The sequence below is a fragment of the Pseudomonas sp. TH39(2020) genome, assembly GCF_016650715.1.
GTDB classification, from domain to species: domain Bacteria; phylum Pseudomonadota; class Gammaproteobacteria; order Pseudomonadales; family Pseudomonadaceae; genus Aquipseudomonas; species Aquipseudomonas mandelii_C.
In genome coordinates this window covers 1047097-1074053 of the sequence record NZ_JAEKFF010000006.1, presented here as the reverse complement: position 1 = coordinate 1074053, position 26957 = coordinate 1047097, and the positions used below count along the sequence as shown (strand labels likewise).

The window sequence follows — 26957 nt, the reverse complement described above, 5'->3', positions numbered from 1 at the left end:
CCACTTATCGTTATTGTTATGAAGGGGCGAAGCGGTGCTCAGTGACCAATGATCTGTGACAGGAATTTCTGTGCGCGTTCGGTTTGCGGGTTGTTGAAAAATTCGGAAGGGGTGGCTTGTTCGATGACCTGGCCCTGGTCCATGAACAGCACGCGGTCGGCGACCTTGCTGGCAAAACCCATTTCGTGGGTTACGCAAATCATGGTCATGCCGTCGGTGGCCAACTCACCCATCACGTCCAGCACTTCGTGGACCATTTCCGGGTCGAGGGCCGAGGTGGGTTCGTCGAACAGCATCACTTTGGGGTTCATGCACAGCGCCCGGGCAATCGCCACGCGCTGCTGCTGGCCGCCGGACAGTTGCGAAGGGTACTTGTCGGCGTGTTCGGCAATTCGCACCCGCTCCAGGTAGACCTGAGCGCGCTTTTTCGCCTCGGCGCTCGACACTCCTTGCACCAGTTGCGGGGCCAGGGTCAAGTTGTCGATCACACTCAAATGCGGGAACAGGTTGAAGCTCTGGAACACCATGCCGATTTCCCGGCGCACCGCGCTGACACTTTCTGCCTCGCTGGTGAGGGTGATGCCGTTGACCTGAATGTGGCCTTTCTGGAAATTCTCCAGATGGTTGATGCAACGAATCATCGTCGACTTGCCCGAGCCTGACGGCCCGCACACCACCAGGATTTCGCCCGTGGCGACGTTCAGGTCGACATCGCGCAAGGCGTGGAAGTCGCCGTACCACTTGTTCAAACCGATGATGGAAATCATCGAAGGGCTGGCCTGCGCAACAGGTGCCAGGTCGAGTCGTTCTGCCGTAGTCATCACCCATCAACCCCTTGCAATGGATCGGTTGACCCGTTTTTCGATCCGCGCCTGCACCCGTTCGAGGATGAACGACAGGGCCCAGTAAATCATTGCAGCGGTAATCAGCATTTCCAGGTGGCGGAAGTCCGCGCGACCCTGGGTCTTGGCCAGGTACATCAATTCCCAGACACCGATCACCGACACCAGCGAACTGTCCTTGAGCATGGCGATGAACTGGTTGCCGGTGGGCGGGATGATCACCCGCAAGGCTTGCGGCATGATCACCCGGCTCAGGGTCTTGAACGGGCTGATGCCCAGGGCTCGTGAGGCCTCCCACTGACCCACCGGAATGCTCTGGATGCCCGCACGAAAAATCTCGGTCATATAGGCGCCGTAGCACAACGACAACGCGAGGATGCCGGCCGGCACTGCGTCCACCACATAACCCAGTTGCGGCAGTCCGAGGTAAATCAGGTAGATCTGGATCAGCAGCGGAACACCGCGAAAGAACGAGGTGTAGAACGAGGCGATGGCATTGGCCAGGCCGTTGTTCGACAGCTTGGCCACGGCACCGATCAACGCCAGCACGAAGGCAATCACAATCGCGATGGCGGAGATGTATAGCGTGGTCGCGGCGCCCTGGATGATCAGGAAGCCGATCTTGTCGAGGATGAAGCTGTAAGAGAGATCGAAGGTGTCGAAGAACGCCAGGAACAGGATCAGCAGTTCGATCCAGACCACGGTGGTCTGCACTTTGAATTTCAAGTGTCCGAGGACGTGAAAGTTCAGCGTGCCCAGTGCGGCAATCACCAGGCCGATGGCGATATTGCGCGCGGTCAGGCTGTCCGGGGCATTGCCCAACAGCGGATGCAGGAAATGACTGAGGGCGCTGTTGCCCAGGTTCATCAGGTAGGAGCCGAGAAACAGCACCACGGCTACGCCAAGCAGGAATTGAGGATCATTGGACTTTTTTTTATAAATTATATTGTCGTGATACATGACTGCCTCAGGCTTGTAGGTGGTAGTGATCTCGCTTGGTAAAAGGGGTATTTGGCCAGTATTGCGACGCAAAATCGGGGACTACAAGCGAACATAATTCGCTATGTCAGTCCCTGATCGTAGTTTGCTTTTCAGGAAAGGTTCGACAGGCAGGCCTCGAGGATATCCAGCCCTTCCTCCAGCACCGCTGCCTCGGTAGTCAGCGGTGCCAGCAGTCGAATGATGTTTCGCGACTTGCCGCTGGGCATCAGCAGCAAGCCCGCGTCGCGGGCCAGGGCCAGCAGTTGGGTCAACTGCGCTGAGGCGGGTGTGCCGTCGGGATTGATCAGTTCGATGCCACGCATCGCGCCAACGCCGGTCAAGCGGCCCAGAAACGGGGAAAGCTTATTGGCGCGCCAGGCCTCGTAGCGGCTGACGATGGCTTCTTCCTGTTGCGAGCCCCAGGTGTGAAGGTTCGCATCGGTCATCTCGTCCAGGGTTGCCAGTGCCGCGGCGCAGGCAATCGGGTTGCCCGAATAGGTGCCGCCCAGTCCGCCCTTGGGCAAGGTGTCGAGCAACGACTTGCGTCCGACCACCGCACCCAGCGGCACACCGCCAGCGATACTTTTGCCCAGCAGAATCAGGTCCGGCTCAATGCCCAGTCGAGAAAATGCAAAACGCTGGCCGGTGCGACCGAAGCCGGACTGGATTTCATCAGCGATCAGCAGGATGTTTTTTTCATCACAGAAGCGGCGTAGCGCCTGGGCGAACTCGACGTCCAGCGTCAGGAAGCCCGATTCGCCCTGCACCGGTTCGACGATAAAACAGGCGACGTCATCGATGTCGATCTCGACGCTGAACAGCCGGTCCATGGCTTTCAGGGCCTCGGCGCAGGTCACGCCGTTGTCCTTGCTCGGGAAGGGCAGGTGAAAAACCGGACCCGGCAGCACGCCGACTTTCTGTTTGTAGGGCGCGACTTTGCCGTTGAGGTTAAGCGTGGCGAGGGTGCGGCCATGGAAGGCGCCGTCGAAGGCGATGACGGCCGTGCGACCGGTGGCGCCACGCACGATCTTCAAGGCGTTTTCCGCCGCTTCCGCACCGCTGTTGGTGAGCATGCCGCTGACCGGGTAGTCCACCGGAATAAACGCGGTGAGACGATCCATCAGTTCGATGTAGGGCACATGCGGGGCGGCGTTGAACGCGTAGTGGGTCAGTCGGGTGGCTTGTTCGCGAATGGCCTCGACGATGCGCGGATGGCAATGGCCGAGGTTCAATACACCGATGCCGCCGACGAAGTCGATGTAGCGTTTGCCATCGGTGTCCCAGACCTCGGCATTTTTGCCGTGGCTGAGCGTGACGGGATGAACGATGTTGATCGACTGGCTGATGGTTTCGCTGCTCATGGATGACCGACTCTGAAGAAGGGATGCTTCTTTTTATCTAAGCCGTGAGCAGCGGTGCCCGGCAAACGAAATAAAGTTGCCGGATCAATCTTAAAAGTCGGGATGTGCTGTAGAAGCGAAAAGATCGCAGGCTTCGCCAGCTCCTACAGGGGAATACGTACACCCTGTGGAGCTGGCGAAGCCTGCGATCTTTTGATTTTTAACTTTCGTGAATCAGCGGCGGTTTAGCGGCTGCTGAGCGAACTTCACACCGGCCAATCCATGAGCAATCAACGCACGGATATTGCCGTGATCGCTGCCCTCGGGCGTGGCCACCACCGAACGGTAATGCTCGCCGAACGCCAACAGTGCTTCTTCATCGCTCAAGCCTTCCAGCAGCGCCAGACCCAGGGTCTTGCACGAGCCTTCATTCTGCCCGGCTGCGTTTTCCACGCCGCCGTTGTTGAAAGCCTGAGGCTGATAGTCGTAGCCGGCGGCGATGAAGGCCAGGGTATCGGCAAAAACGTGTTCGCCGCTCTTGAGGCTGGCGCGCAGGGTGTTCAAATCACTCATTGGGTTTTCCTTTGGCGAACGCCGCTTGTTGTTCGGCGTTGGCTTCTTGCTGGTATTGGGCTTTCCACTCGGCGTACGGCATGCCGTAAACCACTTCGCGGGCGTCATCGAGGCTGACCTCGATCTGGCGTTCATCGGCAGCGGCCTTGTACCACTTGGACAAGCAGTTACGGCAGAAACCGGAGAGGTTCATCAGGTCGATGTTCTGCACATCCTTGCGGCTGTCCAGGTGGGCGACCAGCCGGCGAAAGGCGGCGGCTTCGAGTTCCAGGCGTTGTTGATCGGTCATGGCGGGCTCTGTGCAATCAATTCGTGCGCGGATGATAAAAGTCTGACGAGCAATGTGCCAGACGGTCAGCGGCTCGCGGCCAGGGTAATCGACACCGACTCGGCGAATCGCAGGGCGTGGGGCTTGTCGACTTCGACCTCGGCGTACAACACCGACTCGTTGGCCATGACCAGATCGAGAATTTCCTGGGTCAGGCGTTCGAGCAGGGCGAAGCGATTACCTTCCACGTGGGCGATGATCGCCTTGGTGATGGTGCGGTAGTTCAGCGCGTGATCGATGTCGTTGTCACGCACCGCTTCCTGAGCGGCATACAGGATGGTCAGGTTGATCTGCACATCCTGCTTGTTGAGGATTTCATCCTCGTTGATCCCGATGAAGGTCCGCAGACACAGGTTCTTGACCCGGATGCGTGCCGTTCCTGGTTGAAGTTGTGGCATTGCTACTTGCTCCGTCCAATCAATTGCAGGAACTCCTGGCGGGTATTGCTCGACTCGCGGAAGGCGCCGAGCATCACCGAGGTGTTCATGGTCGAATTCTGTTTCTCGACGCCGCGCATCATCATGCACATGTGCTTGGCTTCGATGACCACCGCGACACCCGCCGCGCCGGTCACTTGCTGTACAGCTTCGGCGATTTGCCGGGTGAGGTTTTCCTGGATTTGCAGGCGACGGGCGAACATGTCCACCAGTCGTGCAATCTTCGACAGGCCCAGCACTTTGCCCGTTGGAATATAAGCCACATGCGCCTTGCCGATGAAGGGCAGCATGTGATGTTCGCAGAGCGAGTACAGCTCGATGTTGTCGACGATGATCATTTCATCGTTATCGGAAGCGAACAGCGCGCCGTTGACGATCTCTTCGACACTTTGCTCATAACCACGGCAGAGGTACTGCATGGCTTTTGCCGCGCGAACCGGGGTGTCTTGCAGACCCTCGCGGTCGGGGTTTTCACCGAGGCCGATGAGGATTTCGCGGTAGCTCTGGGACAGGGCGTTCTGGGGCAGGGATAACGTCATGGAACATCCTCGCGGGGGCCGCTTATTTGATGTGCCGTCCGCCGTTGACGGTCAGGGTCGTGCCGGTGACATAAGGGTTGTCGAGCAAATAACGCAGGCTCTGGTAGATCACTTCGCTGCCGGGTTCGATACCCAGCGCGGACTTGGCCAGTGCCTTGGCGCGGTATGCCGCGTCGTCGTCGGGGTTGAACATTAGCAGGGCTGGCGCGATACCGTTGACCTTGATTGTCGGCGCGTATTTCGCGGCGAAGGACAGGGTGAGGCTGTCGAGCCCGGCTTTGCTGGCGCAGTAGCCAATGTGCTTGCTGCTGCCCTTGCGGGTCACGTCGTCGCTGATGTGCACGATGTCGGCGGGGCTTGAGCGTTGCAGCAAGTCGGCACAATGCAGATTGATCAGGTAGGGCGCCAGCATGTGTACGTTGAACATGCGGGTGAAGGCAGTGGCGTCGGTGTCCGGGGTTTCGGCCAGCCATTCGGAGGCGTTATGGACAATCGCCCGCAGGCTGCCGGTATGGTTTTTCAGTTCGCTGATGAACGCGAAGATCCCGGTTTCAGTGGAGAAGTCGGCAAACACCGCGGTCGCCCCCAGGTCGCGCAGGATTTGCACGCCGGGGCGTTCACTGCGGTAGCTGAAGATCACCGGCTGGCCATCCTCGAGCAAACGCTGCGCGCAGTGCAGGCCGACACGTTGGCCGGCACCGGTGATGAGGATTGGAGCTACGAAAGAGGTCATGAACGGCTCGCGTCGCGGTAAGAGCAAAACTATACCAGCGCACGGCGGCATTCACCTATCGTGGGGCTTTCCCTGTGGGAGCGAGCCTGCTCGCGATGGCGGTATTACAGCCAACAAAGATGTTGAATGTTATGGCCTCATCGCGAGCAGGCTCGCTCCCACATGGAAATTAGTGGTTTTGAGGAGTGGGTGCGGCGGGCAACGGCCGTGCCGGCGTGGTGTTCAGCCAGCTGGCCAGCAGGCGGGTCGACAGCGGAATGAAGAAGTAGACCATCAGTGGGGTCAGGCACAAGGTGCTGACGAATACCCGGCTCAGCAGACCCATGTCGCTCAGCAACGGCCCGAGGACAAAGTTGAACAGCAGGGACACCGGAAAGAACGCCAACCATATCGCCACGGCCTGTTTCCAGCGTGGTGGTCGCTGGCCGGCCGCGCCGAACCAGCCTTCGATGCCACTGACACGATGTTCCGTTGGATGGGCAAACAAGTCACTGCCGCGTGCCAGCCATGCGGTGCGCGATACAGAATGCTCCCAGGCGTGCAGCGTCTGCTCGTCGGCAAAGCGGAAAATAATCTGGAATTCGTCATCGTCGGGCGGCGGAGCGAGTACGCCAGAACCGAGATAGCCGGGAAAATCGGTGGCCAGTTGTTCGCCTTCGTGCAACCAGGCGATCAGGTCTTGATAACGCCCATCGGTGACGCGGCGCGCAACCATCAGCGTGACGGGTGAGGTAGACATTGTGCATCTCCGTATAACAATCGCGTCGCTCCGGGTAGGAGTTTCGCCAGGCGCAGCGCCGGGGTGGTGGGCTGCGTCTTGGAACAAGCAAGGATTATTCCTGATTCTGTCGGGTACGTCAGTGATATTCGTCGCCATTAACGTCTTGAATGGTGTGGGGGCAGGAGAGGTAGAATGGGATCCAATTTCATACATGGACGTAGAAAATCAAAATGCCTGTCCTGACTGACGTGGTCACGGGATTACAGTCCAGTCTTCCTCTCGTACAGGAAGAACTGTTTCCGATTCGCGAAGTCGCGCGCCTGACCGGGGTCAACCCGGTCACGCTACGTGCATGGGAACGCCGCTATGGGCTGATACAGCCTGCGCGTACCGAAAGTGGGCACAGACTGTATTCGATGACCGATATCGAACGAGTCCGCAGCATTCTTGGCTGGATCGAACGCGGCGTTGCTGTCAGTAAAATCGGCAAGATCCTGGCCAGGATTGCACCGCTTCAAACCCTGTCGCACATCATCCCGAATGAACTCGTACACGCTGACTACACGCAATGGCAGCAACAGGTTCAGGCGGCAGTGAATGCCTTTGATGAGGTTCGACTGGAGCAGGTTTATGGACAGATCTTTTCCAGTTATCCCCTGACTGTCGTGTTTCAGGACATTCTGCTTCCGCTCTGGAAGCAACTGCTACAGCGCCATGACGCATTCGGTCAGGCCAGCGAGTGGTTTTTCCTGGATGGATTTTTGCGTTCTCGAGTGTTGCAACGCCTGCTGCTAGTGCGTGTCCTGCAGCCGCGACGGGTGATTGTCTGCGCCCTGAGCGATCAGTGTCGTGAACTCGAAGTGCTGGTCACGGCGCTGTTTCTGAGCGGTGTCGATTCGGCTATTCAAGTGTTGGCTATCGGTCAGCCATTCGATGAATTGACCCTGGTCTGCGAAAGAGTCAAACCCCGGGCGCTGGTGCTGGTTTCCAATCACTCGCCTGCGCCCGAGTTGCCACGGCGATTGAAACGCCTGGCCTTTAGCCTGGATTGTCAGTTGATGCTGGCGGGGGATGCGTCCGATCTGGTGCAGGAAAGCCTGGCTGGATCGTCGATTGGATGTCTGGGTAACGAAGGATTGGTCATGCGTCAGCGTTTGAAACAGTTCCTGACAGGCAACCTGGACACTTGAGTCAGAGATGCATGGCCGGATGCGTCAGCCGATGCTGTTGAAGGATGTACTGGCGCAGACGCTCGGTTTCGTCCTTGTCACCCTGATTCAACTGATAGGCAAAGAAGCCGTGCTCGGTTTCTTTCTCGAAGGTGCCGCGCAATGCGATGCGCTCGTAGCCAGACGGGCTGAACCACAAGGCGAAATGTTTGGGCGGTTTGGTCTTGTTGCGAACTTCCAGCAAAACCCCTTTGAACGACACCTCGTGCACCCACATTGTACCGGGCTGGCCATTGGCATTCTCCAACGCTACCGGTTCTTCGAGTACCAGGCGCCATGGCCGGACCATCGGTCCGTCTTCATAGATGCTGGGGACGCCGAGGCGTAAATGCATTGCGTGAAATTCGTCTTCCACCAGGTGCAGCGGGAAAGTCATTTGCTGATTTTCGAAGTTGGCCTGGATGGTGACTTGCTCATGAGCGGCAAGGCGCGTGAGCAAGTCACGGATTTGTGAACCACCGTTGACGAGCAGGCTCGACGTCGCATCCCGCACATTGAGTTGCGGGTTGTGTTGCATTGTCTGGATAAAATCCAGCTCATCCTGAGTCAGGAGTGCGTCGCGTTGCATGATCTGCTCGACAGAAATAGTTACAAAGTCACTGGTGATTGTAGTTAATGACAATCAATTCTTCGATTTGTTTTCGCCGTTCGTCGCTTTTAGTGCGGCAAGCTCGGCCTGGACCTCAGCCAATTGCGCCTCCAACTGCGCAACTCGCTGCTGCGCCTTGACCTGAAGGGTGACGTCTTTCTGTACACCGATGAAATAAGTCTGTCCGTCATCCGGGTTCTTCACCGTCGAAAGGGATAGCTCGTTCCAGAACGGCGTGCCGTCCTTGCGGTAATTCCTGAGGATTTCCCGGCAGGAACCGCCACTGCTCAACGCCTCGCGAATCAACGGGAGTGCTTCCTGGTCGCGGTCACCAGACTGAAGAAAACGGCAATCCTGGTAGAGGATTTCTTCGCTGGTGTAACCCGTCAGGCGCTCGAATGCGGGGTTGACGTAAATCAGGATGTTGTCCTGCTCGCCTTCCTTTTCGGCAATCACGATGCCGTCGTTGGAAGCGTTGATCACCATTTGCAGCAGTTGGGCGTTAATCATCGGAGAATCCTTTCCAATTTGATTGAGCGCTGCATTCTAGAAGAACACTGAGCACTGTCTACTGGCCATCAGCGTTAATTGAGAGTCAATCGCAGCTTTCTTGCCATGACTGTTAATATCCCCCGTCTTTTTACTCAGCTTCAGGATCAGATTGATGAAAGTCGCCATCCTTTCCGGCTCGGTGTACGGCACGGCTGAAGAAGTCGCCCGCCACGCCGCCAATATTTTAAAAGCTGCGGGTTTCGAAGCCTGGCACAACCCGCGTGCAAGCCTCGCCGATGTTCAGGCCTTTGCTCCCGAAGCTTTCCTGGCGGTGACCTCGACCACCGGCATGGGCGAGTTGCCGGACAACCTGCAACCGTTGTATTTCGCCATTCGCGACCAGTTGCCGGCTGCCTGGCGTGGCTTGCCGGGCGCCGTGATTGGTCTGGGCGATGCGAGTTACGGCGATACGTTCTGCGGTGGCGGCGAGCAAATGCGTGAATTGTTCGGCGAACTGGGCCTACGCGAAGTCCTGCCGATGCTGCGTCTGGACGCCAGCGAAAGCGTGACGCCGGAAACCGACGCCGAACCTTGGCTGGCGGAGCTGGTCAGCGCTCTGCGGGGCTGACCGGTCGCTCGCGCAGCAAGGCGAGCCAGGCTTGCGCGGCTTTTGACAAGTACGCGCCCTGACGCCAGATGAAGGCGATATCCCAGCGCAGATAGCTCGGCGCGTTCAAGGTCAGGCGCACCACGCCTGGCCGCACCAGCCCGCGAGCCACCACGCGCGGCAATAGCACCACACCTTGACCGGCAGCCACCAGCGCCGCAAGAAAGTCAGCCTGGCCGCTGCGACCACCTTCCTTCGGCGTAAAACCCAGTTGCTGGCAGGCTTGCAGCAAGCGGTCGTTGAGCACGAAGCTGCGCTGATACAGCAGGAATGGCGTGTCGGCCAATTCCTCCAGCCCAATCACCGTCTTCGACGCCAGCGGATGATCGGCCGGCAGCAGGGCGTCCAGCGGTTCATCGCAGAAAGGCTGGAAGGCGAACTGCGGGTCCTTCGTCAACAGGCTGCCACCCAGTTCCAGCTCTCCACTCAAAACGGCCTGTTCGATGTTCAGGCTACCGCCCTCAAGCAATTGAATGCTGATGTTGGGGTAGCGTCGCCGGTACTCGGCGAACAGTCCGGCGAACAGCGCGTCGCTGCCCAGTAGCGGCAAACCCAGGCGCAATTCCCCGCGGGCCAGTTGGCTCAAGTCATCCAGCTCACTGAGCAGTTCGTTGCGCAGCCGCAACATGCCTTCGGCCCGTAGAAGGACCACGCTGCCGGCCGCAGTCAGGCGCAGCTGCGAACCCTGCCGCTCGAGCAGCGCAGTGCCGAGGCTCTGTTCCAGCTGAGCGACCTGTTTGCTCACCGCCGATTGACTGATGTGCAGGGTCTTGGCGGCTTGAGTAAAACCACCCTGATGCATGACCTCGACGAAGCTGCGTAACTGTTTGAATTCCATGTGCATGATTCCATATTGGAATAGTGTCGAGTCTAACAATTCGTTTCTGGTATGGAAGCCCGCTCCGTAAAATGAGCACCAGCGAGGACCGAAGACATGAACGCATCAACCTTGAAAAGCTTGGCTCGACTGGCGACCGAATTGGCGGTGCTGCTCGCCATTTACCTGCTCGGCTGCCAGATGGCCGTGTGGTTTGCCTGGCCGATTCCCGGTGGTGTCATCGGCATGGTGTTGTTGCTGCTGGCGTTCGCTTTGGGAGTGGTCAAACCGGCAGCGCTGCAAATGGGCGCCGGCCTGTTGATGGCCGAGATGCTGTTGTTCTTCATTCCGGCGCTCATGAGCCTGCTCGATTACGGCGGTCTGCTGCGCAGCGACGGTTGGCGAATTTTGCTGGTGATTGGCGTCAGCACACTGATGGTGATGCTGGTGACCGCATTTACCGTGGAACTGGTGGTGCGGTTGAGGAGGTCTCGTGAAGCTTGAGCTGATGCCGATGTTCTGGCTGGCCTTCACGCTGCTGGCTTATTTATTCAGCCGCTGGATCTACCGTCGCACCGGGCGCTATGTGCTGTCGCCACTGATTCTGGCCCCGGCCCTTTTGTTGGCACTCGCTGTGCCGCTGCACACCGCGTATGCCGAATACTCGAGCAACACCCATTGGCTGATGCTGGTGCTGGGGCCGGTTACCGTCGCTTTTGCAGTGCCGATCTGGCAGCAGCGGCAGATGCTGATGCGGCATTGGTCGGCGTTGTTGCTGGGGATGCTGGCGGGCAGCGCGGCGTCCATCGGCAGTTCGTTCGGGCTGGCCAAGGCGCTGGCGCTGGACAGTTCGGTGACGATGTCGCTGGTGCCGCGCTCGATCACCACGCCTTTTGCCATGCCGCTGGCCCATGACCTGGGCGGCGTACCGGAACTGACGGCGGTGTTTGTGATGTTCACCGGCGTGTTCGGGGCGATGCTCGGTGGCGTTCTGCTCAAGTGGTTGCCCCTGCGCAGTGCCTTGGCTCGGGGGGCGCTGTTTGGTGTCGGTGCCCACGGTGCCGGGGTCAGTCGGGCACATGAAGTGGGGGGTGAAGAGGGCTCGGTGGCGGGGTTAGTCATGGTTCTGACGGGGCTGCTGAATCTGTTCGCCGCACCCTTGTTGGCGGCAGTACTTTGACATGGATCCACGTTCATTGGCGTACTGACTCGCTAGGCCATCAAGCTGGCTGCCAATGCAACTACACGATTGCCGGGGCGTGACTAGACTCCTGTAACGTCGGTAAACAATAGAAACCCCAAGAATAAAAATTAGAGGTTCCTTGCCGTGTACGTAGCCCCCGTCCAATCGCCACACAGTGTCAAAGACCAGGTCAGCGCCGCCGAGTGGCAAACCCGCGTCGATCTTGCCGCCTGCTATCGTCTGGTCGCCCTGCATGGCTGGGATGACCTGATTTTTACCCACATCTCGGCCAAGGTCCCCGGTACCGAAGACTTTCTGATCAACCCGTTCGGGCTGATGTTCCACGAGATTACTGCGTCCAGCCTGGTCAAGGTGGATCAGGCCGGCAACAAGCTGATGGACAGCCCTTACGAGATCAACCCGGCCGGTTACACCATCCACAGCGCGGTGCACGAGGTTCGTCACGATGTCGTCTGCGTGCTGCACACCCACACCGCTGCCGGTGTCGCCGTGTCGGCGCAGAAACAAGGCATTTTGCCGATCAGCCAACAATCGTTGTTTGTCCTGTCCAGCCTGGCTTATCACGCCTACGAAGGTGTTGCGCTTAACCATGAAGAGAAAGCGCGGCTGCAAGCCGATCTCGGCGAAAACAATTTCCTGATGCTGCACAACCACGGTCTGCTGACCTGCGGCGGCACCATCGCCGACACATTCCTGATGATGTTCACCTTCCAGCGCGCCTGCGATATCCAGGTGCTGGCGCAGAACGGTGGCGCCGAGTTGATCGCCATCGAACCGCAGATTCTGGCGGGCGCCAAGGCGATGATCGCCGGCGTCACCAAAAGTGCTCAAGGGATGGGCGGCGCACTGGCCTGGCCAGCGCTGCTGCGCAAACTCGATAAACAAGACCCGGGTTATAAACTCTAATGCCTCTCGCCGAGATCCCCCTGTGTGTCTGGCGCAAACGCGGCCAGACGTTCGTCTTCCGTGGCCAGACCATCCGTTACTGGACGGCGGGGCAGGGTGAGCCACTGTTGCTCATTCATGGCTTCCCGACCGCCAGTTGGGACTGGCATTTCCTGTGGCAGCCACTGACCCAGCGCTATCGGGTGATTGCCTGCGACATGCTCGGCTTTGGCGACTCCGCCAAACCGGTGGACCACGAATACAGCCTGCTGGAGCAGGCCGATCTGCAACAGGCTTTACTGGCGCATGTGAAGGTCGAGCAGCCAGTGCACCTGTTGGCCCACGATTATGGCGACAGCGTGGCCCAGGAACTGTTGGCCCGGCATTACGAAGCGCGCATTCATATCGCCAGTTGTGTGTTCCTCAATGGCGGCCTGTTTCCCGAAACCCATCGCCCGATACTGATGCAAAAACTCCTGCTCAGCCCCTTGGGCTGGATGATCGGGCGAGCCTTTTCCCGTGACGGTCTGGTGAAGAGTTTCCGGCAGATCTTCGGCCCCCAGAGCCGCCCCACCGAGAGCGAGATGGACGATTTCTGGAGCTTGATCGAGAGCAATCACGGGCCACGGATCATGCACAAATTGATCGCCTACATCCCTGAGCGGCGTGCCCAGCGCGAGCGTTGGGTCAGCGCGATGCAGCGTGGTGAAGTGCCGTTGCGGGTGATCGATGGTGAGGTCGATCCGATCTCCGGCGTTCACATGGTCAAACGTTATCGGGAACTGATCCCGAACCCGGACACGGTCTTGTTGCCCGGTATTGGCCACTACCCTCAAACCGAGGCGCCGGGGCAGGTGCTCAAGCATTATCTGGAGTTTCGCGATCAGCTGGTTTCACCGCCGCGCAAGGTCGCCTGTTCCTGATTATCCCCCTGCCTTATCACGCAACATTCAGCCTCACCCCAGTTCATTGTGACCCGCATCGCCGTGCCTGACACTCGGACTCATTGTCCCCTGGCCTGCTGGAGTCCCCCCAATGAATGAGTCTGTGCGCTTCGAAGATAAAGTCGTGATCATCACGGGTGCAGGCGGCGGTCTGGGCCGGGCCCACGCGCTGCTGTTCGCCAAACAGGGCGCCAAAGTGCTGGTCAACGATCTCGGCGGTTCGGCTCAGGGCGAAGGCGCAAACGCTTCGGCGGCCGACCGGGTGGTGGCCGAAATTCGTGAGGCCGGTGGCATCGCCGAGGCCAACCATGACTCCGTCACCGACGGCGACAAAATCGTTCAGAACGCCTTGGACACCTTCGGCCGTGTCGATGTAGTGGTCAACAACGCCGGGATCCTGCGGGACAAAACCTTCCACAAAATGGAAGACGGCGACTGGGACCTGGTTTACCGCGTCCACGTCGAAGGCGCCTACAAAGTCACCCGCGCCGCCTGGCCGCACCTGCGCGAGCAAAACTACGGCCGCGTCATCTTCACCGCTTCGACCTCGGGCATTTACGGCAACTTCGGTCAGTCCAACTACGGCATGGCCAAACTCGGCCTCTACGGCCTGACCCGCACCCTGGCCATCGAAGGTCGCAAGAACAACATCCTGGTCAACGCCATCGCCCCCACCGGCGGCACCCGCATGACCGAAGGCCTGATCCCGCCGCAAGTCTTCGAACAACTCAAACCGGAACTGGTCAGCCCGCTGGTGGTGTACCTCGCCAGCGAGAACTGCCAGGAAACCTCCGGGCTGTTTGAAGTCGGTGGCGGCTGGATGGGCAAGGTGCGCTGGGAACGAAGCCTCGGCGCGGGGTTTGATCCGCGGATTGGGTTCTCGCCGGAAGATGTGGCGGCGCATTGGCAACAGATCTGCGATTTCGAAGGCGCGGCGCATCCGCAGGACAACCTTGAAGCGCTGAAGGAAATGATGGCGAATTTGCAGAAATATTCGCTTTGATGGAAGCCGGCAAGGTCACCGTGCTTGACCTTGCCGGTTCTGGATAGTCGCCCCCGACATCTGGTTTGCAGCGGTCTTCAAGGAAAATACTTGTGAACCAATGCCGCCAGATTCGCGGCCGTTTGCGCATCCATGATCCCGTCGTACGTGTTCGGGCGAAAGTGCAGCTGAAAGGCCCGAACAAGGTGTGTGAAGCCTTGTTCGGTTGACGCATCGGAAACGTCATACCCGTAAGTCTTGAACAGTTTGAGCAATTCGGATCGGGCTGGAATGCCGGTCTCGCAATATTGCTGCAGATAGGTATCTCGGGTGGCATCGTCGAACCAGGCACCGACGCCTTTCAAGTAAAGGGCATGCCAGGGAAATTTCGGCCCTGGGTCACTCTTGCGACCGACCGCAATATCCGAGTGCCCCAGAACAAGGGTCGGGCTGATATCCGGGTAACGCTCAAGGATGTTTAACGCCAACTCTTCAATGGCGGCAATTTGTTCTGGCTGATACGGCGGAAAGTTGAAAACCCCTTGGCTAAACGTTGCAAGGTTGACGATTTCAACACCGATAGACGTGTCGTTCAGATTGCTTCTGTTGCCCCAGTGACTGACCCCCGCGTGCCACGCGCGCTTGGTTTCGTCGACGAGGTTGAAGACTTCCTGCCCGGTATAACCTGCTTTCAAGTAGCTCGGATCGGTGATGTCGGGAACCAGATAGTGGGCGCTGACATTCGGGCCGGTCAGTGCATTGACCGAACTGGAGAAGTTGCCGGCTGTGTAGTGGAAGATCAGAAAGCGTACGCGGGTGTTAAAACTTTTTGTAGAACGGTACTTGTTGTAGTCAATGGGTTTCATGAAAAGATTGCTCGCAATGAATAAGGTTAGAGTCAGCCCGTAAGTACAAAAGAATGGCTGACTTGTTTTTAACCTTAGTCGCAGGGGCGCTTCATCTGATTACATAACTATGTAGTCGATTTCCGAGAGTTATGTAGGTAATAAAAAGTTAGAGTGGATTAAGTAGTTGGCACCACTTTTAACGCATGCAAATCTTCACCGCCGTCACAAAACCACCGCCCATAAAAAAGGCCGCTGCAAACGCAGCGGCCAAAGTAAGACGATTGATCAAGGAGCAATAAATCAACGTCAGTGAACACGGGGCGATGAGTCGAAAACCTTCAACTCCTCTGAAATCTGTCACCAATGGCGTGGACGGGACACTCGCCATTGCTTCCTGCTTTTCGGCCCGATTGCCGTGAAAGCCCGGCAAGAATAAGCGCTTGAGCCCAAAGGAAAAATAGCAATTCACGACATGAACTGTTGCAGCATGAGTAACAGTGCTGACAGACCCCGCCTACACGCCATGCGCGACGTTGATAACCCCCCATCCAGCCCATCCATAACCCGCGCAAATCCCCGTCCCATGCGGGCATTCATCCTTTGGAGGTACATCGCGAATACCTCCTTGGTGCGCTTATCGCTCCCAACCTGCGGCAGTAGGGTGTGGCCTTCTGTCACTCACCGGGGAAGACGCATGACAAAAACAACAATGCGCGCCATCTTCACGCCGCAAGCGCTGGCCGCTGCGGTTGCCTTGGGTTGCTGCGCCCAGGCGCAGGCTGTTTCATTCAACATCGGGGAAATCGAGGGGACCTTTGACTCTTCGCTGTCCATCGGCGCGAGCTGGGGCATGCGCGATGCCGACAAATCCTTGGTGGGCATCGTCAATGGCGGGACCGGCCAGTCTTCGACCGGGGATGACGGGCGGCTAAACTTCAAGAAGGGCGAAACCTTCTCCAAGATCTTCAAAGGTATTCATGACCTCGAATTGAAGTATGGCGACACCGGGGTGTTCGTGCGTGGCAAGTACTGGTACGACTTCGAACTCAAGGACGAGGACCGCGAGTTCAAACCGATCAGTGACAGCGGCCGTAAAGAAGGCGCCAAGTCCTCCGGAGCACAACTTCTCGACGCCTTCGTCTATCACAACTATTCCATCGCCGATCTGCCGGGCACTGTGCGCGCCGGCAAGCAGGTGGTGAGTTGGGGTGAAAGTACCTTCATCGGCAACTCGATCAACAGCATCAACCCGATCGACGTTTCAGCGTTCCGCCGTCCCGGCGCCGAAATCAAGGAAGGCCTGATTCCGGTGAACATGCTGTTCGCCTCCCAAAGCCTGACCGACCAACTCTCGGTGGAAGGTTTCTATCAACTGGAGTGGGATCAGACTGTCGTCGACAACTGCGGCACCTTCTTCGGTAACGACGTGGTGGCAGACGGTTGCAACAAGAACTACACCGTTGCCAGCCCGGCGATTGCACCGTTGCAACCGATCGCTGCAGCGTTTGGCCAAGGCTTCGAGGTCAGCCAGGAAGGTGTGATCGTCCCGCGTGGCGGTGACCGCGACGCCCGCGACTCCGGGCAGTGGGGGACGGCGCTGCGCTGGCTCGGCGACGACACCGAGTACGGCCTGTACTTCATGAACTATCACAGCCGTAGCCCGACGGTCGGCACCACCACTGCCGGCCTGACAACGCTGGCACGGATCCCGGCCATCGTCGGTGCCGCCAACAGAATCGCGCCGGGCACCGGTTCGGCTCTAGCCCAGAGTGTGATGCTCGGACGCGGTCAGTATTACCTTGAGTACCCGGAAGACATTCGTCTCTACGGCGCGAGCTTTTCCACCACCTTGCCTACCGGCACGGCGTGGACCGGCGAGATCAGCTATCGCCCCAATGCCCCGGTGCAAGTCAACACCAACGACCTGACCCTGGCCTTGCTCAACCCGATCGCAGGCGGCGCGGCATCGCCTATCGCCACCACGCCAGGTGCCGACAACAAAGGCTACCGCCGCAAGGAAGTGACGCAGGTCCAGAGCACCCTGACGCACTTCTTCGACCAAGTACTGGGCGCCCAACGGCTGACCGTGGTCGGAGAGGCGGCGGTGGTACACGTCGGTGGTCTGGAGTCGCGCAGCAAACTGCGTTACGGCCGTGACTCGGTCTATGGCCAGTACGGTTTTGGTGGCGATACCGACGGCTTCGTCACCTCGACCTCCTGGGGCTACCGCGCCCGGGCGATCCTCGATTACGCCAACGTCATCGGCGGGATCAACCTCAAGCCCAACCTGTCCTGGTCCCACGACGTCGCCGGCTACGGTCCCAACGGGCTGTTCAACGAAGGCGCCAAGGCCGTCAGCGTCGGCGTCGATGCCGATTACCGCAACACCTATACCGCGAGCCTCAGTTACACCGATTTCTTCGGCGGTGACTACAACACCCTGGAAGACCGCGACTTCCTGGCGCTGAGCTTCGGCGTGAACTTCTGATCTGGCTGAGAAGGATGATTTTAATGCGCAAGATGATTCTGCAATGCGGCGCCCTGGCCTTGAGTCTGCTGGCTGCCAATGTGATGGCGGCGGTCTCGCCTGAAGAAGCCAACAAGCTTGGCACCAGCCTCACGCCGCTGGGCGCCGAGAAGGCTGGCAACGCCGACGGCTCGATCCCGGCCTGGACTGGTGGTATCCCGAAAAACGCTGGCGCGGTGGACAGCAAGGGTTTCCTGGCGGACCCGTTCGCCAGCGAAAAACCACTGTTTATCATCACGGCCGCGACAGTCGATAAGTACAAAGACAAATTGTCGGAAGGTCAGGTGGCGATGTTCAAGCGCTATCCGGAAACCTACAAGATCCCGGTCTACCCGACCCACCGCACCGTGGCCGTACCCCCGGAGATTTACGAATCGGCCAAACGCAGCGCACTGAACGTGAACAGCATCAACGAGGGTAACGGGCTGGCCAATTTCACCGGCAACCGTTACTACGCCTTCCCGATTCCGAAGACCGGCGTCGAGGTGCTGTGGAACCACATCACCCGCTATCACGGCGGGAACCTGCGACGCATCATCACTCAGGTGACCCCGCAAACGAACGGCAGCTACACGCCGATCCGCTTCGAGGAAGAGATCGCCGTACCGCAACTGATGAAGGAGCTGGACCCGGAAAAAGCCGCCAACGTGCTGACCTTCTTCAAGCAATCGGTGACGGCACCTGCGCGTCTGGCGGGTAACGTGCTGCTGGTGCACGAAACCCTCGATCAGGTGAAAGAACCGCGTCTGGCATGGATCTACAACGCCGGCCAGCGCCGTGTGCGTCGCGCACCACAAGTGGCTTATGACGGGCCGGGTACTGCCGCTGACGGCCTGCGCACGTCCGACAACTTCGACATGTTCTCCGGGGCACCGGATCGCTACGACTGGAAACTGGTCGGCAAGAAGGAAATGTACATCCCTTACAACAGCTACAAACTCGACTCGCCGAGCCTCAAGTACGATGACATTGTGAAAGCCGGGCACATCAACCAGGACCTGACCCGCTATGAGTTGCACCGGGTCTGGGAAGTGATCGGTACGGTCAAGCCGAGCGAGCGGCACATCTACGCCAAACGCCACATGTACCTCGACGAAGACAGCTGGCAAGTGGCGCTGGCGGACCACTACGACGGTCGCGGTCAGCTATGGCGGGTGGCTGAGGGTCACGCCCAGTACTACTACGATCACCAGACCCAGGCCTACACCCTCGAAGCGCTCTACGACATCATTGCCGGCCGATACATTGCCCTGGGAATGAAGAACGAAGAGAAGCACAGTTTCGAATTCGGCTTCGAAGCCAAGGCTGCCGACTACACGCCATCAGCATTGCGTGCCGAGGGCGTTCGGTAAGGGTTTTGATACATCGACAGTACAAAAGGCGACCGGGTGGTCGCCTTTTTTATGGCTGCCAATCAGCGTGCTGAATACTTCTCAACAAGCGGGTTAGAGAGGGCTAGGGTTGCCGGACAATTATAAAAAGGCACGCCGCAATGACCGCCATGATCCCGTGTCTCGACCGTTCTGGATTCCTGCCCCGTCTGTCCACTCATCACCAGTCACGGGCTCGCTTGACCGAGCCGTTGCTGGCCTCCACGGCACGGGTGAAATTGCTCTGCGCGCCCGCCGGCAGTGGCAAGAGCGCGTTGCTCGCCGAATGCCTGTTGCAGGCGCCAACCCAGTGCCAGGTGCATTGGTTACCATTGTCTGGCGTGGCGTCGAGTGCGGCGCAGTTTCGTCAGCGTCTGGCAGAGACGCTGGGGCAGGCCTCGTCGACTGAAACAGAGTTGCTGGGCTATCTGGCGCGATTGCAGACGCCGACCTGGTTGTTTCTCGATGACTATTGCCGTCTGCCAAACCCGGAGCTGGACCTGTTACTGGATCGCATCCTGGCGATCAGCAGCCCGATGCTGACCTGGTGGCTGGGTACTCGCCGCCGGCCGCCCTGCAACTGGCCAAGGTTGCTGCTCGACGATGAGTTGTACGAGTGCGAAAGCACTTCGCTGGCTTTCACGCCAGGTGAAGTCGAGCAGATAGTGCAGCCCTGGGTACCGGAGCAGGCCAGCAAGGTGGCCAGTCGGATCATCCAGCGCACCGGCGGCTGGTGTGCCGGTGTGCGGATTGCATTGCTGCACAAGTGCGACTGGTCGCGTCAGGACAAACCCCTGGGACGGGCGGACACCTTGCTCGATTACCTGGAGCATGAGTTGTTCGGCTCGCTGACGCCTGAGTTGAGCGAGGCCTGGCGCGTGCTGGCCCACTTGCCCCGCTTCAATGCCCGGCTGTGCGATCACCTGTTCGGGGCCGGAGAGGGCGCTCAGTACTTGCGGACCTTGCAAGCGCTGGGTTGTTTTATCGAACCTTGGGGGGACTCCACCGATTGGCTGCAGATATTCACCCCGTTCACGCAGTTGTTGCGCGATGAGCAATGGCCGGCGGGACGCTCCTGGCATCGGCGTGCCTGCCAATGGTTCTGTACCGAACAGGACTGGAAATCGGCCTTCGAACAGGCATTGCTCGCCGAGGAATACGAAGTGGCGGTCAGCCTGTTGCAGCACTTCAGTTTCGAGCATTTGTTCGAGGAGCAAACGGTGGTGCTGTTGTTGCGTTTGCATGAGCAGCAAGGCGAGGAACTGACGCTGGGCAGCCCGCAATTGGTCGGATTGATTACAGCTGCGCTGTTATTTGCCGGACGTTTCGAACAGGCGACTGCCTGTATCGCTCATTTGGCGCATTTCACACCTCAACCCTCGGCGGTGCTTCAGCGTCAACTGATTGCACGTTGGCAGGCCCTGCAGGGTTGGTTACTGCATTTACAGGGCCGAATGGAGGCTTCACGCGCGCACTTTCTTGACGCGTTGAGCGCGCTCGATCCCGAATATTGGACGGCGCGCCTGATGTGTTTGTCCGGTTTGACGCAACAGGCATTGCTAAGGGGCGAACTCGACGTGGCGCAAGCCCACAACCGCGAGGCACTGTGCCTGGCGCGGGCGCAAGGTTCGCTGGTGTTCGAGGGCCTGATGGAGCTCGATCATGCGCAATGGCTGGAGCAGCGTGGCGCCCCGGCACGCGCCGAGAGTTTGTTGTTCAACATACATGAACTGCTCTGCCAGCAGGCCGACCGGCCCGCGCCGTTGCTTGGGCGTATCGCTTTGCGACGTGGGCGACTGGCGTTAACCATGGGCCAGGATGAACACGCACGCGAGTGCTTTCAGCGCGGTCTCGAGTTGTGTCTGCGCAGTCACGACAAGCGTGTGTTATATGGATTTCTTGGTCTCGCGCAACTGGCGGCCAATCAGGGTGATTACACCCACGCGTTTGTCCAATTGCGCGATGCTGAACGGCTGATGCAGCAGCGACAAATTCCGGAGACCGTCTATCGTGGCGTCCTGTTGCAAGTCAGCAGTCAGTTCTGGTTGCAGCAGGGGCGACCGCAACTGGCCCATGAGGCACTGACGCGGGTATTGCGTCATTATTGTGGGCCGCAGGCTCGCCAGGCTCCCCCGGCAACACTGGAGCTTATTCCGCGGATTGAGTATCTGTTGATTCTGGCCGAGGTTTATCTGCAACAGCTCAGCAACGCCGCAGCGTTGCTTCAAACTCTGATCGACAATGCGCACACCAACGGTATGTACTCCCTCGAAGCGGAAATACATCTGGCGCGGGCCGAAGTGATCTGGCTTCAGGGTGAATCGCATCTGGCCACTGCAGCTTTGCAAGAAGGGGAGCAAATGATCAGCCGTTGCCAAGGGCGGCAAGCGTGGCGCGAGTTGCAATTGCGACAACCCCAGTGGCTGCGTACATCTGCAGCGCAGGTGTCGATCACCGAACTGTCTGTTGAGGCTCACAGTTCCAGTCCCCTCAGTAAGCGGGAACTTGAAGTTTTGAAGTTGATCGCACAGGGCAACTCCAATCAACAGATTGCCGATGTATTGTTCATCTCGTTACATACAGTAAAAACTCACGCCCGTAGAATTAATGGGAAGTTGGGGGTTGAACGCAGAACGCAAGCTGTGGCCAAGGCTAAGTTGTTAGGTGTGTGCTCGTAAAGTTGCCTGTATTTGATTTTGTTTATATGTGCTTGCTCTTGTGTGTTTTTGTTTCCGGTAATAAGTTGTTGGTGTCTATAATATTTTGTGCTTTTTGATTCGTGTTGCTTTGCATTGTTCTGGAGTAAGTTCTCGCTAAGTGCTTTGGCACCAAGTCAGGCATAAACGTGTTAACAAGGGACGATGAATATGAATAGTTTATTTAATGCAAAGACGTTGGTTGCCAACGCAATACGCTCGTGGCTGGACGGAATAACTAAGTATGATCGCGAACTCTATTTAGCGCATGAAGCATCGCTGGTTGCGAGAGAGACTGAGTTGAAAAAACAGTTGGGGCACTTCAGCTCGCTCAAAGACTATGCCCGTAGTATCGCCAATCTGAACATTAAATGGGAGTTTGGCCAGGACTTGGATGCCGATGAAATTGTGTGTAATGCCCGTTATACATTCCAGGCAGGAGGGCGGGAGATCGAGCAGGAAGATACTCGCACCCTGACCGAGCAGTTCATCTACGGTCTTTACGAGGAGGGGCAAAGGGCCAAACTCGTATTCAAGGGTGACGGACTTCCCGCCGAGCTGAATCAGCAATGGTTTGAAGAGATGATGACCAACGATGCCCAGGCTTCCTACGGTGCCCAGTTTCGTTCTCGGTATCAGCGTCAAGAAGTCATGCAAGCCTTGAAGAACGTCATGAGCCAGCGCCTGTTGCTGAGTGCGTTGGCTGCTCGCCATCAGGGGCACATCAACGACAAGAACTTCGCACGGATTCTCTCTGCCTTGAACGGCGACCTGGTATTCACCATTGATGGGGTGCGCCTCATCGACAACACGCGTGCGCTTCAGCAGTTGATTCTGGTCGCAAGACGCGATGGTCAGGACGGTTTCTTGCTGTATGCGCCAGGCTCGCCAGGTGGACAGGACTGGTACGAATGCCAGGATTTGCGAGGAGTAGGCGTGCGGGTTGGCGAATGGACAGAAGATGGCAAAGGTCGGGACTACCTGACCTGGCAGTCCCACGCTGTGGATCGAGAAGCCATTGCCACCTATCTGAAACAGGTCGAACGTCTACCGAGTACCTGGAAAGGAGTGAGCCTGGTTGCATCGCCTTACAAAGGCGCTGAAGTCCTGACTGCCACCATTGAAAACATTCGCGCCTGGCGAGTGGCCGAGGAAGAGTCCCGGACACCTTACGGTTATCGCACGGCTTCCGACGCTCAACGCCAGAACTTTGCCCGCACTCGGTGCGAACTCAAGGCCTTGCAGGTCATTGCCACACGTGAGGGCGGTTTTATTCCCTACGGCCAGTTCTGCTTCGATCTGATTAAACAGCGTATCGAGCAAGTGCTGGCTGACAGGGGGGAGCGGGCAACGGTCAATCCTGATCGCATCTTTGTATCCGTCAGTCCGCAATTGGGTATGACGCTGACCGAACTGATCAGCACCGAAACGCATTTTTACGCGAATGAAAAACAAACGCCTTGGAGCTATCCGCGATTTACCCTGGAACATGATCATCCGCCAATCAGCACACTTGATATCCGGGATATTGCCGGCTTGTCGCGTACGCTGCGCCCGGGCGAAAAGTACATCGAAATGCTGCGTTCGAAGCATTTGGATAGTAGCCATCCCGAGGGTGCGCTTAAACGAATGGTTCACCTGGAAGTCCAGCGCCGCCAAATGAAAGTGGGGGTGATGCAGGAACGTTTTAACGGTCGTTTGACTGACGAGCAGTATCGGGAACTGTTGAAGGTGATTGAAGCCCTGGAAAAAATTGATACACGAAGGAGTCCCATGACTGAAGAACCGCGTCATGTTCCCTTCAGCGCAATGTTCAAGTTGTATTTGCAAGACCGACTGGTGGTCGGCGTATTCGTTTTCCGATTGGTCTTTGGTGATCGGATTGAGGAGTTCCTGTATACGCCTGACGCACCTGACGGCCGACTGATTCGTCCGCATTCGGAATTTGTATCCGCCGTCAAGAAACTCAAATTCGGCAACTATTTCTATGACCGGGTTCGTAATAAGGATCAGCGGGTGGTGGGTACGTACATCACCGATCTGGAACAGCTTGGCAACTTCAATGAGGCCCCGGTTCTGCCACGCGACAGTCGCGTCATAGACCTGGGTAGCAGCTATAACGATGTGATTTTTCGCACGATTTTCGATGTCGATGAAAAGACCGAAAGCCTTGACGAGATCATCTTCAAGCTGTCGTTCGGCGCGGTGCAGGCTGCGGCCACTGTTGTCAGCGTGGTGATTCCGCCGGTGGGCATTGCAATGAGTGTGATGTTGTTCACCAAAAGTGTGCTGGACGGTGTCGAAGCCTATAACGACGGGGAACGCGCCACTGCGGCATGGCATTTTCTGGATGCACTGATCGAACTGGCGTCGCTGGGTAAAGCCGGTTACAGCAAGGGCCAGCCAACCAAGTTGCAGAAAGACCTTATCGGATTGTTGGGTGATGTGTATTCGGTTCAGAAGTTTTACACCCAGGCGACCGGGCACGAGAAATTGCATTCACAGGCGCTCGAGGTCATTCAAGCTATTCTCGATGACCCACAAGCCCTCGACAGCAAAACTCGTCTGCTGTAACGGCTGAGACAAGATATCCCTCCTGTATATCACGTTCACCCATCCATGGTCCGCGGCGAAGGCAATGACTGTCTGGTCGTCTGATGCATTACATTGTTTAACTTTAAAAGTGTCTTTTAAAGTTTGCTTGATAATGTTTGATGAAGTTGTTTGTGTGGTGCTGAGTTAAATATTGTACATGGGTGAATGGTGGAATTTTTATGAGCGGTTGGGATGTTTTGTTTGGTTATTAGCTGTATGTTTTGGCGTGATAAGTGCCGTCGTACTTGTCAAGTAAATATAGCGGCACCGATATAACGGGATAAGTGTCTTGTATTCATCGAACAGGAAATTGGCTTAATACGTTGAATACCATTGTGCTGCACAAATCTCATGTCGATGAAACCGGGATCGGCTGATACCCCATCCGCCAACTCACGGACCGCGTCGCAGCCAACAACCGCTGCGCCGCCGGGCCGTTTTCGTCAGCGTGAAACAGTGAGGTCGGACCGACAATGGTCATGACCGCCGCTACATTCCCTACCGCGTTGAATACCGGTGCCGACAAGGCGTCCACCCCCGGCATGAGCAAACCATGCACATGATGCAGGCCACGCTCGCGGATCTTTTCGCATAAGGCTGCATAGGTCTGATCGTCCGCCAAGACGTGGTCAGCGGCGTTGTGCAGTTCCTGCTCGCGCAGGTCCACGGTTTCCCGTTTCGGCAGAAAAGCACCGAACACCAGCCCTGTGGACGAACTGAGCAACGGCAACACCGAACCCAACTGCGTCACCACCGTCACCGCGCGCACCGCCGGTTCGATGTGCACCACGGTTGCGCCCTGATTGCCCCACACCGCTATAAAGCAGGTTTCATTCAGATCGTCACGCAACTCGGCCAAGGGCAGGGCGCCAACCTTCAGCACGTCCATACTGTTGAGTGCTGCCAGCCCTACACGCAAGGCTTCACGGCCGAGACCATAGTGGTTGGTGGCAGCATTCTGTTCAGCAAAACCGCTGGCAATCAACGCCTGCAAATAGCGGTGAACCTTGCTCGCCGGCATCTGTACGTGTTCGGCCAGGCGCGACAGTGAAGTCGATGGCGACAACTCGGCCAGGGCCTTGAGGATGTCGGTGCCGACCTCGGCCGAGCGGACTTTCTGTTTATCGTTGCTGCGCGGCGTTTCCATGGAGGCGGTCTGATCCCGGGACGAATGGGCGTCTTTATAGCTTGACGGTCAATACCAATCAAATTACGTTAAGCGTAATCGAATTACGATAAAAATAACCCGGGCGTGCCGAGACCTCTTGAATGGAGCGACGGGCCATGCCTACTCCCTGTTCAGGAGGCTCCATGAACCTCGATTCAACGGCGCCCGAGCTGGCTTATCAGTCCGGCTTCGGCAACGAATTCAGTAGCGAAGCGTTGCCTGGCGCACTGCCCGTCGGCCAGAACTCCCCGCAAAAAGCGCCTTACGGCCTCTATACCGAATTGTTCTCCGGCACAGCGTTCACCATGGCCCGCAGCGAAGCGCGGCGCACCTGGATGTACCGCATTCAGCCATCGGCCAATCACCCGGCATTCGTCAAACTGGATCGGCAACTGGCTGGCGGCCCATTGGGTGAAGTGACCCCCAATCGCCTGCGCTGGAACCCGCTGGACATCCCGAGCGAGCCGACCGATTTCATCGACGGTCTGGTGAGCATGGCGGCCAACTCTGGCGCGGAAAAACCGGCCGGGATCAGCATTTATAGCTACCGCGCCAACCGTTCCATGGAGCGCGTGTTCTTCAACGCCGACGGCGAGCTGCTGCTGGTGCCGGAACTGGGGCGTCTGCGCATCGCCACCGAATTGGGCGTGCTGGAACTGGAGCCGCTGGAAATCGCCGTGCTGCCGCGCGGTCTGAAATTTCGCGTTGAACTGCTTGACCCGCAAGCTCGCGGCTACATTGCCGAGAACCACGGCGCGCCGCTGCGCCTACCCGACCTCGGGCCGATCGGCAGTAACGGTCTGGCCAATGCGCGGGACTTCCTGACGCCGGTCGCGCATTACGAAAACCTCAAACAACCGACCACGCTGGTGCAGAAATTCCTCGGCCAGTTGTGGGGCTGCGAACTTGATCATTCGCCGCTGAACGTGGTCGCCTGGCACGGCAATAACGTGCCGTACAAATATGACCTGCGCCGTTTCAACACCATCGGCACGGTCAGTTTCGATCACCCGGATCCGTCGATCTTCACCGTCCTGACATCGCCAACCAGCGTGCATGGCCTGGCGAATCTGGACTTCGTGATTTTCCCTCCTCGCTGGATGGTCGCCGAGAAAACCTTCCGGCCACCGTGGTTCCACCGCAACCTGATGAACGAATTCATGGGCCTGATCAAGGGCGAGTACGATGCCAAGGCCGAAGGCTTCGTGCCCGGCGGTGCCTCCTTGCACAGCTGCATGAGCGCTCACGGCCCGGACGGCGAGACCTGCACCAAGGCGATCAACGCCGAACTGGCCCCAGCGAAAATCGACAACACCATGGCCTTCATGTTCGAGACCAGCCAGGTGCTGCGCCCGAGCCGATTCGCCCTGGATTGCCCGCAACTGCAAAACAACTACGATGCCTGCTGGGCCACGCTGCCCGCCACTTTCGACCCGACCCGGAGATAACC

26 protein-coding genes are annotated in these 26957 nt (G+C 57.9%); 12 read left to right on the top strand and 14 right to left on the bottom strand.

The features are described 5' to 3' along the window. Nucleotides 1-38: 38 nt before the first annotated feature. The 9 genes from JFU47_RS12910 to JFU47_RS12870 all read right to left on the bottom strand — a co-directional run bounded on the left by JFU47_RS12910 (nucleotide 39) and on the right by JFU47_RS12870 (nucleotide 6512). Nucleotides 39-767: an amino acid ABC transporter ATP-binding protein gene (locus JFU47_RS12910; RefSeq protein ID WP_140681761.1), complete on the bottom strand. Its 729-nt coding sequence runs from the start codon at nucleotides 765-767 to the stop codon at nucleotides 39-41. Nucleotides 768-827: 60 nt separating this feature from the next. Then, nucleotides 828-1802, bottom strand: a complete 975-nt coding sequence (locus JFU47_RS12905) for an amino acid ABC transporter permease (protein ID WP_201183393.1) — start codon at nucleotides 1800-1802, stop codon at nucleotides 828-830. Between the two features lie 131 nt (nucleotides 1803-1933). Further along, nucleotides 1934-3184 (bottom strand): 2-aminoadipate transaminase, encoded by a 1251-nt coding sequence (locus JFU47_RS12900; protein WP_201183391.1) that lies wholly within the window; start codon nucleotides 3182-3184, stop codon nucleotides 1934-1936. Nucleotides 3185-3397: 213 nt separating this feature from the next. Then, the gene (locus JFU47_RS12895; protein ID WP_201183389.1) at nucleotides 3398-3736 is read right to left on the bottom strand and encodes a HopJ type III effector protein; all 339 of its coding nucleotides are present in this window, start codon (nucleotides 3734-3736) and stop codon (nucleotides 3398-3400) included. Next, nucleotides 3729-4025, bottom strand: a complete 297-nt coding sequence (locus tag JFU47_RS12890; RefSeq protein ID WP_008150700.1) for a DUF1244 domain-containing protein — start codon at nucleotides 4023-4025, stop codon at nucleotides 3729-3731. Before JFU47_RS12890 ends, JFU47_RS12895 begins: the two co-directional genes overlap by 8 nt. Before the next feature lie 65 nt (nucleotides 4026-4090). Beyond that, a complete protein-coding gene (gene folX, locus JFU47_RS12885) occupies nucleotides 4091-4462 on the bottom strand; it encodes a dihydroneopterin triphosphate 2'-epimerase (protein WP_008150698.1) in 372 nt (123 codons plus the stop codon). Between the two features lie 2 nt (nucleotides 4463-4464). Next, a complete protein-coding gene (gene folE, locus JFU47_RS12880; protein WP_123365296.1) occupies nucleotides 4465-5040 on the bottom strand; it encodes a GTP cyclohydrolase I FolE in 576 nt (191 codons plus the stop codon). Between the two features lie 22 nt (nucleotides 5041-5062). Then, on the bottom strand, nucleotides 5063-5773 hold the full coding sequence (gene folM, locus JFU47_RS12875) for a dihydromonapterin reductase (protein WP_201183386.1): 711 nt from the start codon (nucleotides 5771-5773) through the stop codon (nucleotides 5063-5065). Nucleotides 5774-5942: 169 nt separating this feature from the next. Beyond that, entirely contained in the window at nucleotides 5943-6512 is a 570-nt protein-coding gene (locus JFU47_RS12870; protein WP_201183384.1) for an antibiotic biosynthesis monooxygenase, read from the bottom strand. A gap of 212 nt (nucleotides 6513-6724) precedes the next feature. On the opposite strand from JFU47_RS12870, the gene JFU47_RS12865 reads away from it, so the two are divergent. Then, on the top strand, nucleotides 6725-7684 hold the full coding sequence (locus JFU47_RS12865; protein ID WP_201183382.1) for a MerR family transcriptional regulator: 960 nt from the start codon (nucleotides 6725-6727) through the stop codon (nucleotides 7682-7684). Between the two features lies 1 nt (nucleotide 7685). On the opposite strand, the gene JFU47_RS12860 is transcribed toward JFU47_RS12865, so the two are convergent. Both JFU47_RS12860 and JFU47_RS12855 read right to left on the bottom strand, forming a co-directional pair. Then, complete coding sequence (locus JFU47_RS12860; RefSeq protein WP_140681498.1) at nucleotides 7686-8291, bottom strand: hypothetical protein; 606 nt, start codon at nucleotides 8289-8291, stop codon at nucleotides 7686-7688. A gap of 54 nt (nucleotides 8292-8345) precedes the next feature. Further along, nucleotides 8346-8822: a PAS domain-containing protein gene (locus JFU47_RS12855; protein ID WP_201183380.1), complete on the bottom strand. Its 477-nt coding sequence runs from the start codon at nucleotides 8820-8822 to the stop codon at nucleotides 8346-8348. A gap of 154 nt (nucleotides 8823-8976) precedes the next feature. On the opposite strand from JFU47_RS12855, the gene JFU47_RS12850 reads away from it, so the two are divergent. Beyond that, entirely contained in the window at nucleotides 8977-9432 is a 456-nt protein-coding gene (locus tag JFU47_RS12850; protein WP_201183378.1) for a flavodoxin, read from the top strand. Here the strand turns inward: JFU47_RS12850 and JFU47_RS12845 are convergent. Next, entirely contained in the window at nucleotides 9413-10309 is an 897-nt protein-coding gene (locus JFU47_RS12845) for a LysR family transcriptional regulator (protein WP_046052913.1), read from the bottom strand. The two genes, JFU47_RS12850 and JFU47_RS12845, sit on opposite strands and share 20 nt — an antisense overlap. 96 nt (nucleotides 10310-10405) lie before the next feature. On the opposite strand from JFU47_RS12845, the gene JFU47_RS12840 reads away from it, so the two are divergent. The 5 genes from JFU47_RS12840 (at nucleotide 10406) to JFU47_RS12820 (ending at nucleotide 14324) form a co-directional block, all read left to right on the top strand. Further along, nucleotides 10406-10792: a CidA/LrgA family protein gene (locus JFU47_RS12840; protein WP_033057893.1), complete on the top strand. Its 387-nt coding sequence runs from the start codon at nucleotides 10406-10408 to the stop codon at nucleotides 10790-10792. Then, nucleotides 10782-11468, top strand: coding sequence for an LrgB family protein (locus tag JFU47_RS12835; protein WP_201183376.1), 687 nt, complete (start codon nucleotides 10782-10784; stop codon nucleotides 11466-11468). The genes JFU47_RS12840 and JFU47_RS12835 overlap by 11 nt, the downstream gene beginning before the upstream one ends. A 147-nt stretch (nucleotides 11469-11615) precedes the next feature. Then, nucleotides 11616-12398 (top strand): class II aldolase/adducin family protein, encoded by a 783-nt coding sequence (locus tag JFU47_RS12830; RefSeq protein WP_201183375.1) that lies wholly within the window; start codon nucleotides 11616-11618, stop codon nucleotides 12396-12398. Continuing rightward, nucleotides 12398-13300 (top strand): alpha/beta fold hydrolase, encoded by a 903-nt coding sequence (locus tag JFU47_RS12825; protein WP_201183373.1) that lies wholly within the window; start codon nucleotides 12398-12400, stop codon nucleotides 13298-13300. The genes JFU47_RS12830 and JFU47_RS12825 overlap by 1 nt, the downstream gene beginning before the upstream one ends. A gap of 112 nt (nucleotides 13301-13412) precedes the next feature. Then, the gene (locus JFU47_RS12820; RefSeq protein ID WP_201183371.1) at nucleotides 13413-14324 is read left to right on the top strand and encodes an SDR family oxidoreductase; all 912 of its coding nucleotides are present in this window, start codon (nucleotides 13413-13415) and stop codon (nucleotides 14322-14324) included. Between the two features lie 77 nt (nucleotides 14325-14401). On the opposite strand, the gene JFU47_RS12815 is transcribed toward JFU47_RS12820, so the two are convergent. Next, nucleotides 14402-15169: an N-acetylmuramoyl-L-alanine amidase gene (locus JFU47_RS12815; RefSeq protein ID WP_201183369.1), complete on the bottom strand. Its 768-nt coding sequence runs from the start codon at nucleotides 15167-15169 to the stop codon at nucleotides 14402-14404. Nucleotides 15170-15845: 676 nt separating this feature from the next. Between JFU47_RS12815 and JFU47_RS12810 the strand changes: the two genes are divergently transcribed. The 4 genes from JFU47_RS12810 (at nucleotide 15846) to JFU47_RS12795 (ending at nucleotide 24318) form a co-directional block, all read left to right on the top strand. Continuing rightward, a complete protein-coding gene (locus JFU47_RS12810; protein ID WP_201183367.1) occupies nucleotides 15846-17639 on the top strand; it encodes a DUF1302 domain-containing protein in 1794 nt (597 codons plus the stop codon). Between the two features lie 23 nt (nucleotides 17640-17662). After that, complete coding sequence (locus JFU47_RS12805; protein ID WP_201183365.1) at nucleotides 17663-19030, top strand: DUF1329 domain-containing protein; 1368 nt, start codon at nucleotides 17663-17665, stop codon at nucleotides 19028-19030. 140 nt (nucleotides 19031-19170) lie between these two features. Next, complete coding sequence (locus JFU47_RS12800; protein ID WP_201183363.1) at nucleotides 19171-21726, top strand: LuxR C-terminal-related transcriptional regulator; 2556 nt, start codon at nucleotides 19171-19173, stop codon at nucleotides 21724-21726. Between the two features lie 189 nt (nucleotides 21727-21915). Next, nucleotides 21916-24318 (top strand): dermonecrotic toxin domain-containing protein, encoded by a 2403-nt coding sequence (locus JFU47_RS12795; RefSeq protein ID WP_201183361.1) that lies wholly within the window; start codon nucleotides 21916-21918, stop codon nucleotides 24316-24318. A 370-nt stretch (nucleotides 24319-24688) separates the two neighbouring features. Here the strand turns inward: JFU47_RS12795 and JFU47_RS12790 are convergent, their stop codons facing one another. Next, a complete protein-coding gene (locus tag JFU47_RS12790) occupies nucleotides 24689-25486 on the bottom strand; it encodes an IclR family transcriptional regulator (RefSeq protein WP_201183359.1) in 798 nt (265 codons plus the stop codon). Nucleotides 25487-25650: 164 nt separating this feature from the next. Between JFU47_RS12790 and hmgA the strand changes: the two genes are divergently transcribed. Continuing rightward, a complete protein-coding gene (gene hmgA / locus JFU47_RS12785; RefSeq protein ID WP_201183357.1) occupies nucleotides 25651-26955 on the top strand; it encodes a homogentisate 1,2-dioxygenase in 1305 nt (434 codons plus the stop codon). The last annotated feature ends 2 nt before the right edge of the window (nucleotides 26956-26957 follow it).

Excerpts from the sequence above, each read along its gene's own strand:
- hmgA (WP_201183357.1), top strand. The coding sequence starts at position 25,651 with ATGAACCTCGATTCAACGGCGCCCGAGCTGGCTTATCAGTCCGGCTTC.
- JFU47_RS12805 (WP_201183365.1), top strand. The coding sequence starts at position 17,663 with ATGCGCAAGATGATTCTGCAATGCGGCGCCCTGGCCTTGAGTCTGCTG.
- JFU47_RS12860 (WP_140681498.1), bottom strand. The coding sequence starts at position 8,291 with ATGCAACGCGACGCACTCCTGACTCAGGATGAGCTGGATTTTATCCAG.
- JFU47_RS12895 (WP_201183389.1), bottom strand. The coding sequence starts at position 3,736 with ATGAGTGATTTGAACACCCTGCGCGCCAGCCTCAAGAGCGGCGAACAC.
- JFU47_RS12870 (WP_201183384.1), bottom strand. The coding sequence starts at position 6,512 with ATGTCTACCTCACCCGTCACGCTGATGGTTGCGCGCCGCGTCACCGAT.
- folM (WP_201183386.1), bottom strand. The coding sequence starts at position 5,773 with ATGACCTCTTTCGTAGCTCCAATCCTCATCACCGGTGCCGGCCAACGT.
- JFU47_RS12905 (WP_201183393.1), bottom strand. The coding sequence starts at position 1,802 with ATGTATCACGACAATATAATTTATAAAAAAAAGTCCAATGATCCTCAA.
- JFU47_RS12890 (WP_008150700.1), bottom strand. The coding sequence starts at position 4,025 with ATGACCGATCAACAACGCCTGGAACTCGAAGCCGCCGCCTTTCGCCGG.
- JFU47_RS12865 (WP_201183382.1), top strand. The coding sequence starts at position 6,725 with ATGCCTGTCCTGACTGACGTGGTCACGGGATTACAGTCCAGTCTTCCT.
- JFU47_RS12795 (WP_201183361.1), top strand. The coding sequence starts at position 21,916 with ATGAATAGTTTATTTAATGCAAAGACGTTGGTTGCCAACGCAATACGC.
- JFU47_RS12840 (WP_033057893.1), top strand. The coding sequence starts at position 10,406 with ATGAACGCATCAACCTTGAAAAGCTTGGCTCGACTGGCGACCGAATTG.
- JFU47_RS12800 (WP_201183363.1), top strand. The coding sequence starts at position 19,171 with ATGACCGCCATGATCCCGTGTCTCGACCGTTCTGGATTCCTGCCCCGT.
- JFU47_RS12850 (WP_201183378.1), top strand. The coding sequence starts at position 8,977 with ATGAAAGTCGCCATCCTTTCCGGCTCGGTGTACGGCACGGCTGAAGAA.
- JFU47_RS12910 (WP_140681761.1), bottom strand. The coding sequence starts at position 767 with ATGATTTCCATCATCGGTTTGAACAAGTGGTACGGCGACTTCCACGCC.
- JFU47_RS12790 (WP_201183359.1), bottom strand. The coding sequence starts at position 25,486 with ATGGAAACGCCGCGCAGCAACGATAAACAGAAAGTCCGCTCGGCCGAG.
- JFU47_RS12825 (WP_201183373.1), top strand. The coding sequence starts at position 12,398 with ATGCCTCTCGCCGAGATCCCCCTGTGTGTCTGGCGCAAACGCGGCCAG.
- JFU47_RS12820 (WP_201183371.1), top strand. The coding sequence starts at position 13,413 with ATGAATGAGTCTGTGCGCTTCGAAGATAAAGTCGTGATCATCACGGGT.
- JFU47_RS12810 (WP_201183367.1), top strand. The coding sequence starts at position 15,846 with ATGACAAAAACAACAATGCGCGCCATCTTCACGCCGCAAGCGCTGGCC.
- JFU47_RS12815 (WP_201183369.1), bottom strand. The coding sequence starts at position 15,169 with ATGAAACCCATTGACTACAACAAGTACCGTTCTACAAAAAGTTTTAAC.
- JFU47_RS12855 (WP_201183380.1), bottom strand. The coding sequence starts at position 8,822 with ATGATTAACGCCCAACTGCTGCAAATGGTGATCAACGCTTCCAACGAC.
- folE (WP_123365296.1), bottom strand. The coding sequence starts at position 5,040 with ATGACGTTATCCCTGCCCCAGAACGCCCTGTCCCAGAGCTACCGCGAA.
- folX (WP_008150698.1), bottom strand. The coding sequence starts at position 4,462 with ATGCCACAACTTCAACCAGGAACGGCACGCATCCGGGTCAAGAACCTG.
- JFU47_RS12900 (WP_201183391.1), bottom strand. The coding sequence starts at position 3,184 with ATGAGCAGCGAAACCATCAGCCAGTCGATCAACATCGTTCATCCCGTC.
- JFU47_RS12845 (WP_046052913.1), bottom strand. The coding sequence starts at position 10,309 with ATGGAATTCAAACAGTTACGCAGCTTCGTCGAGGTCATGCATCAGGGT.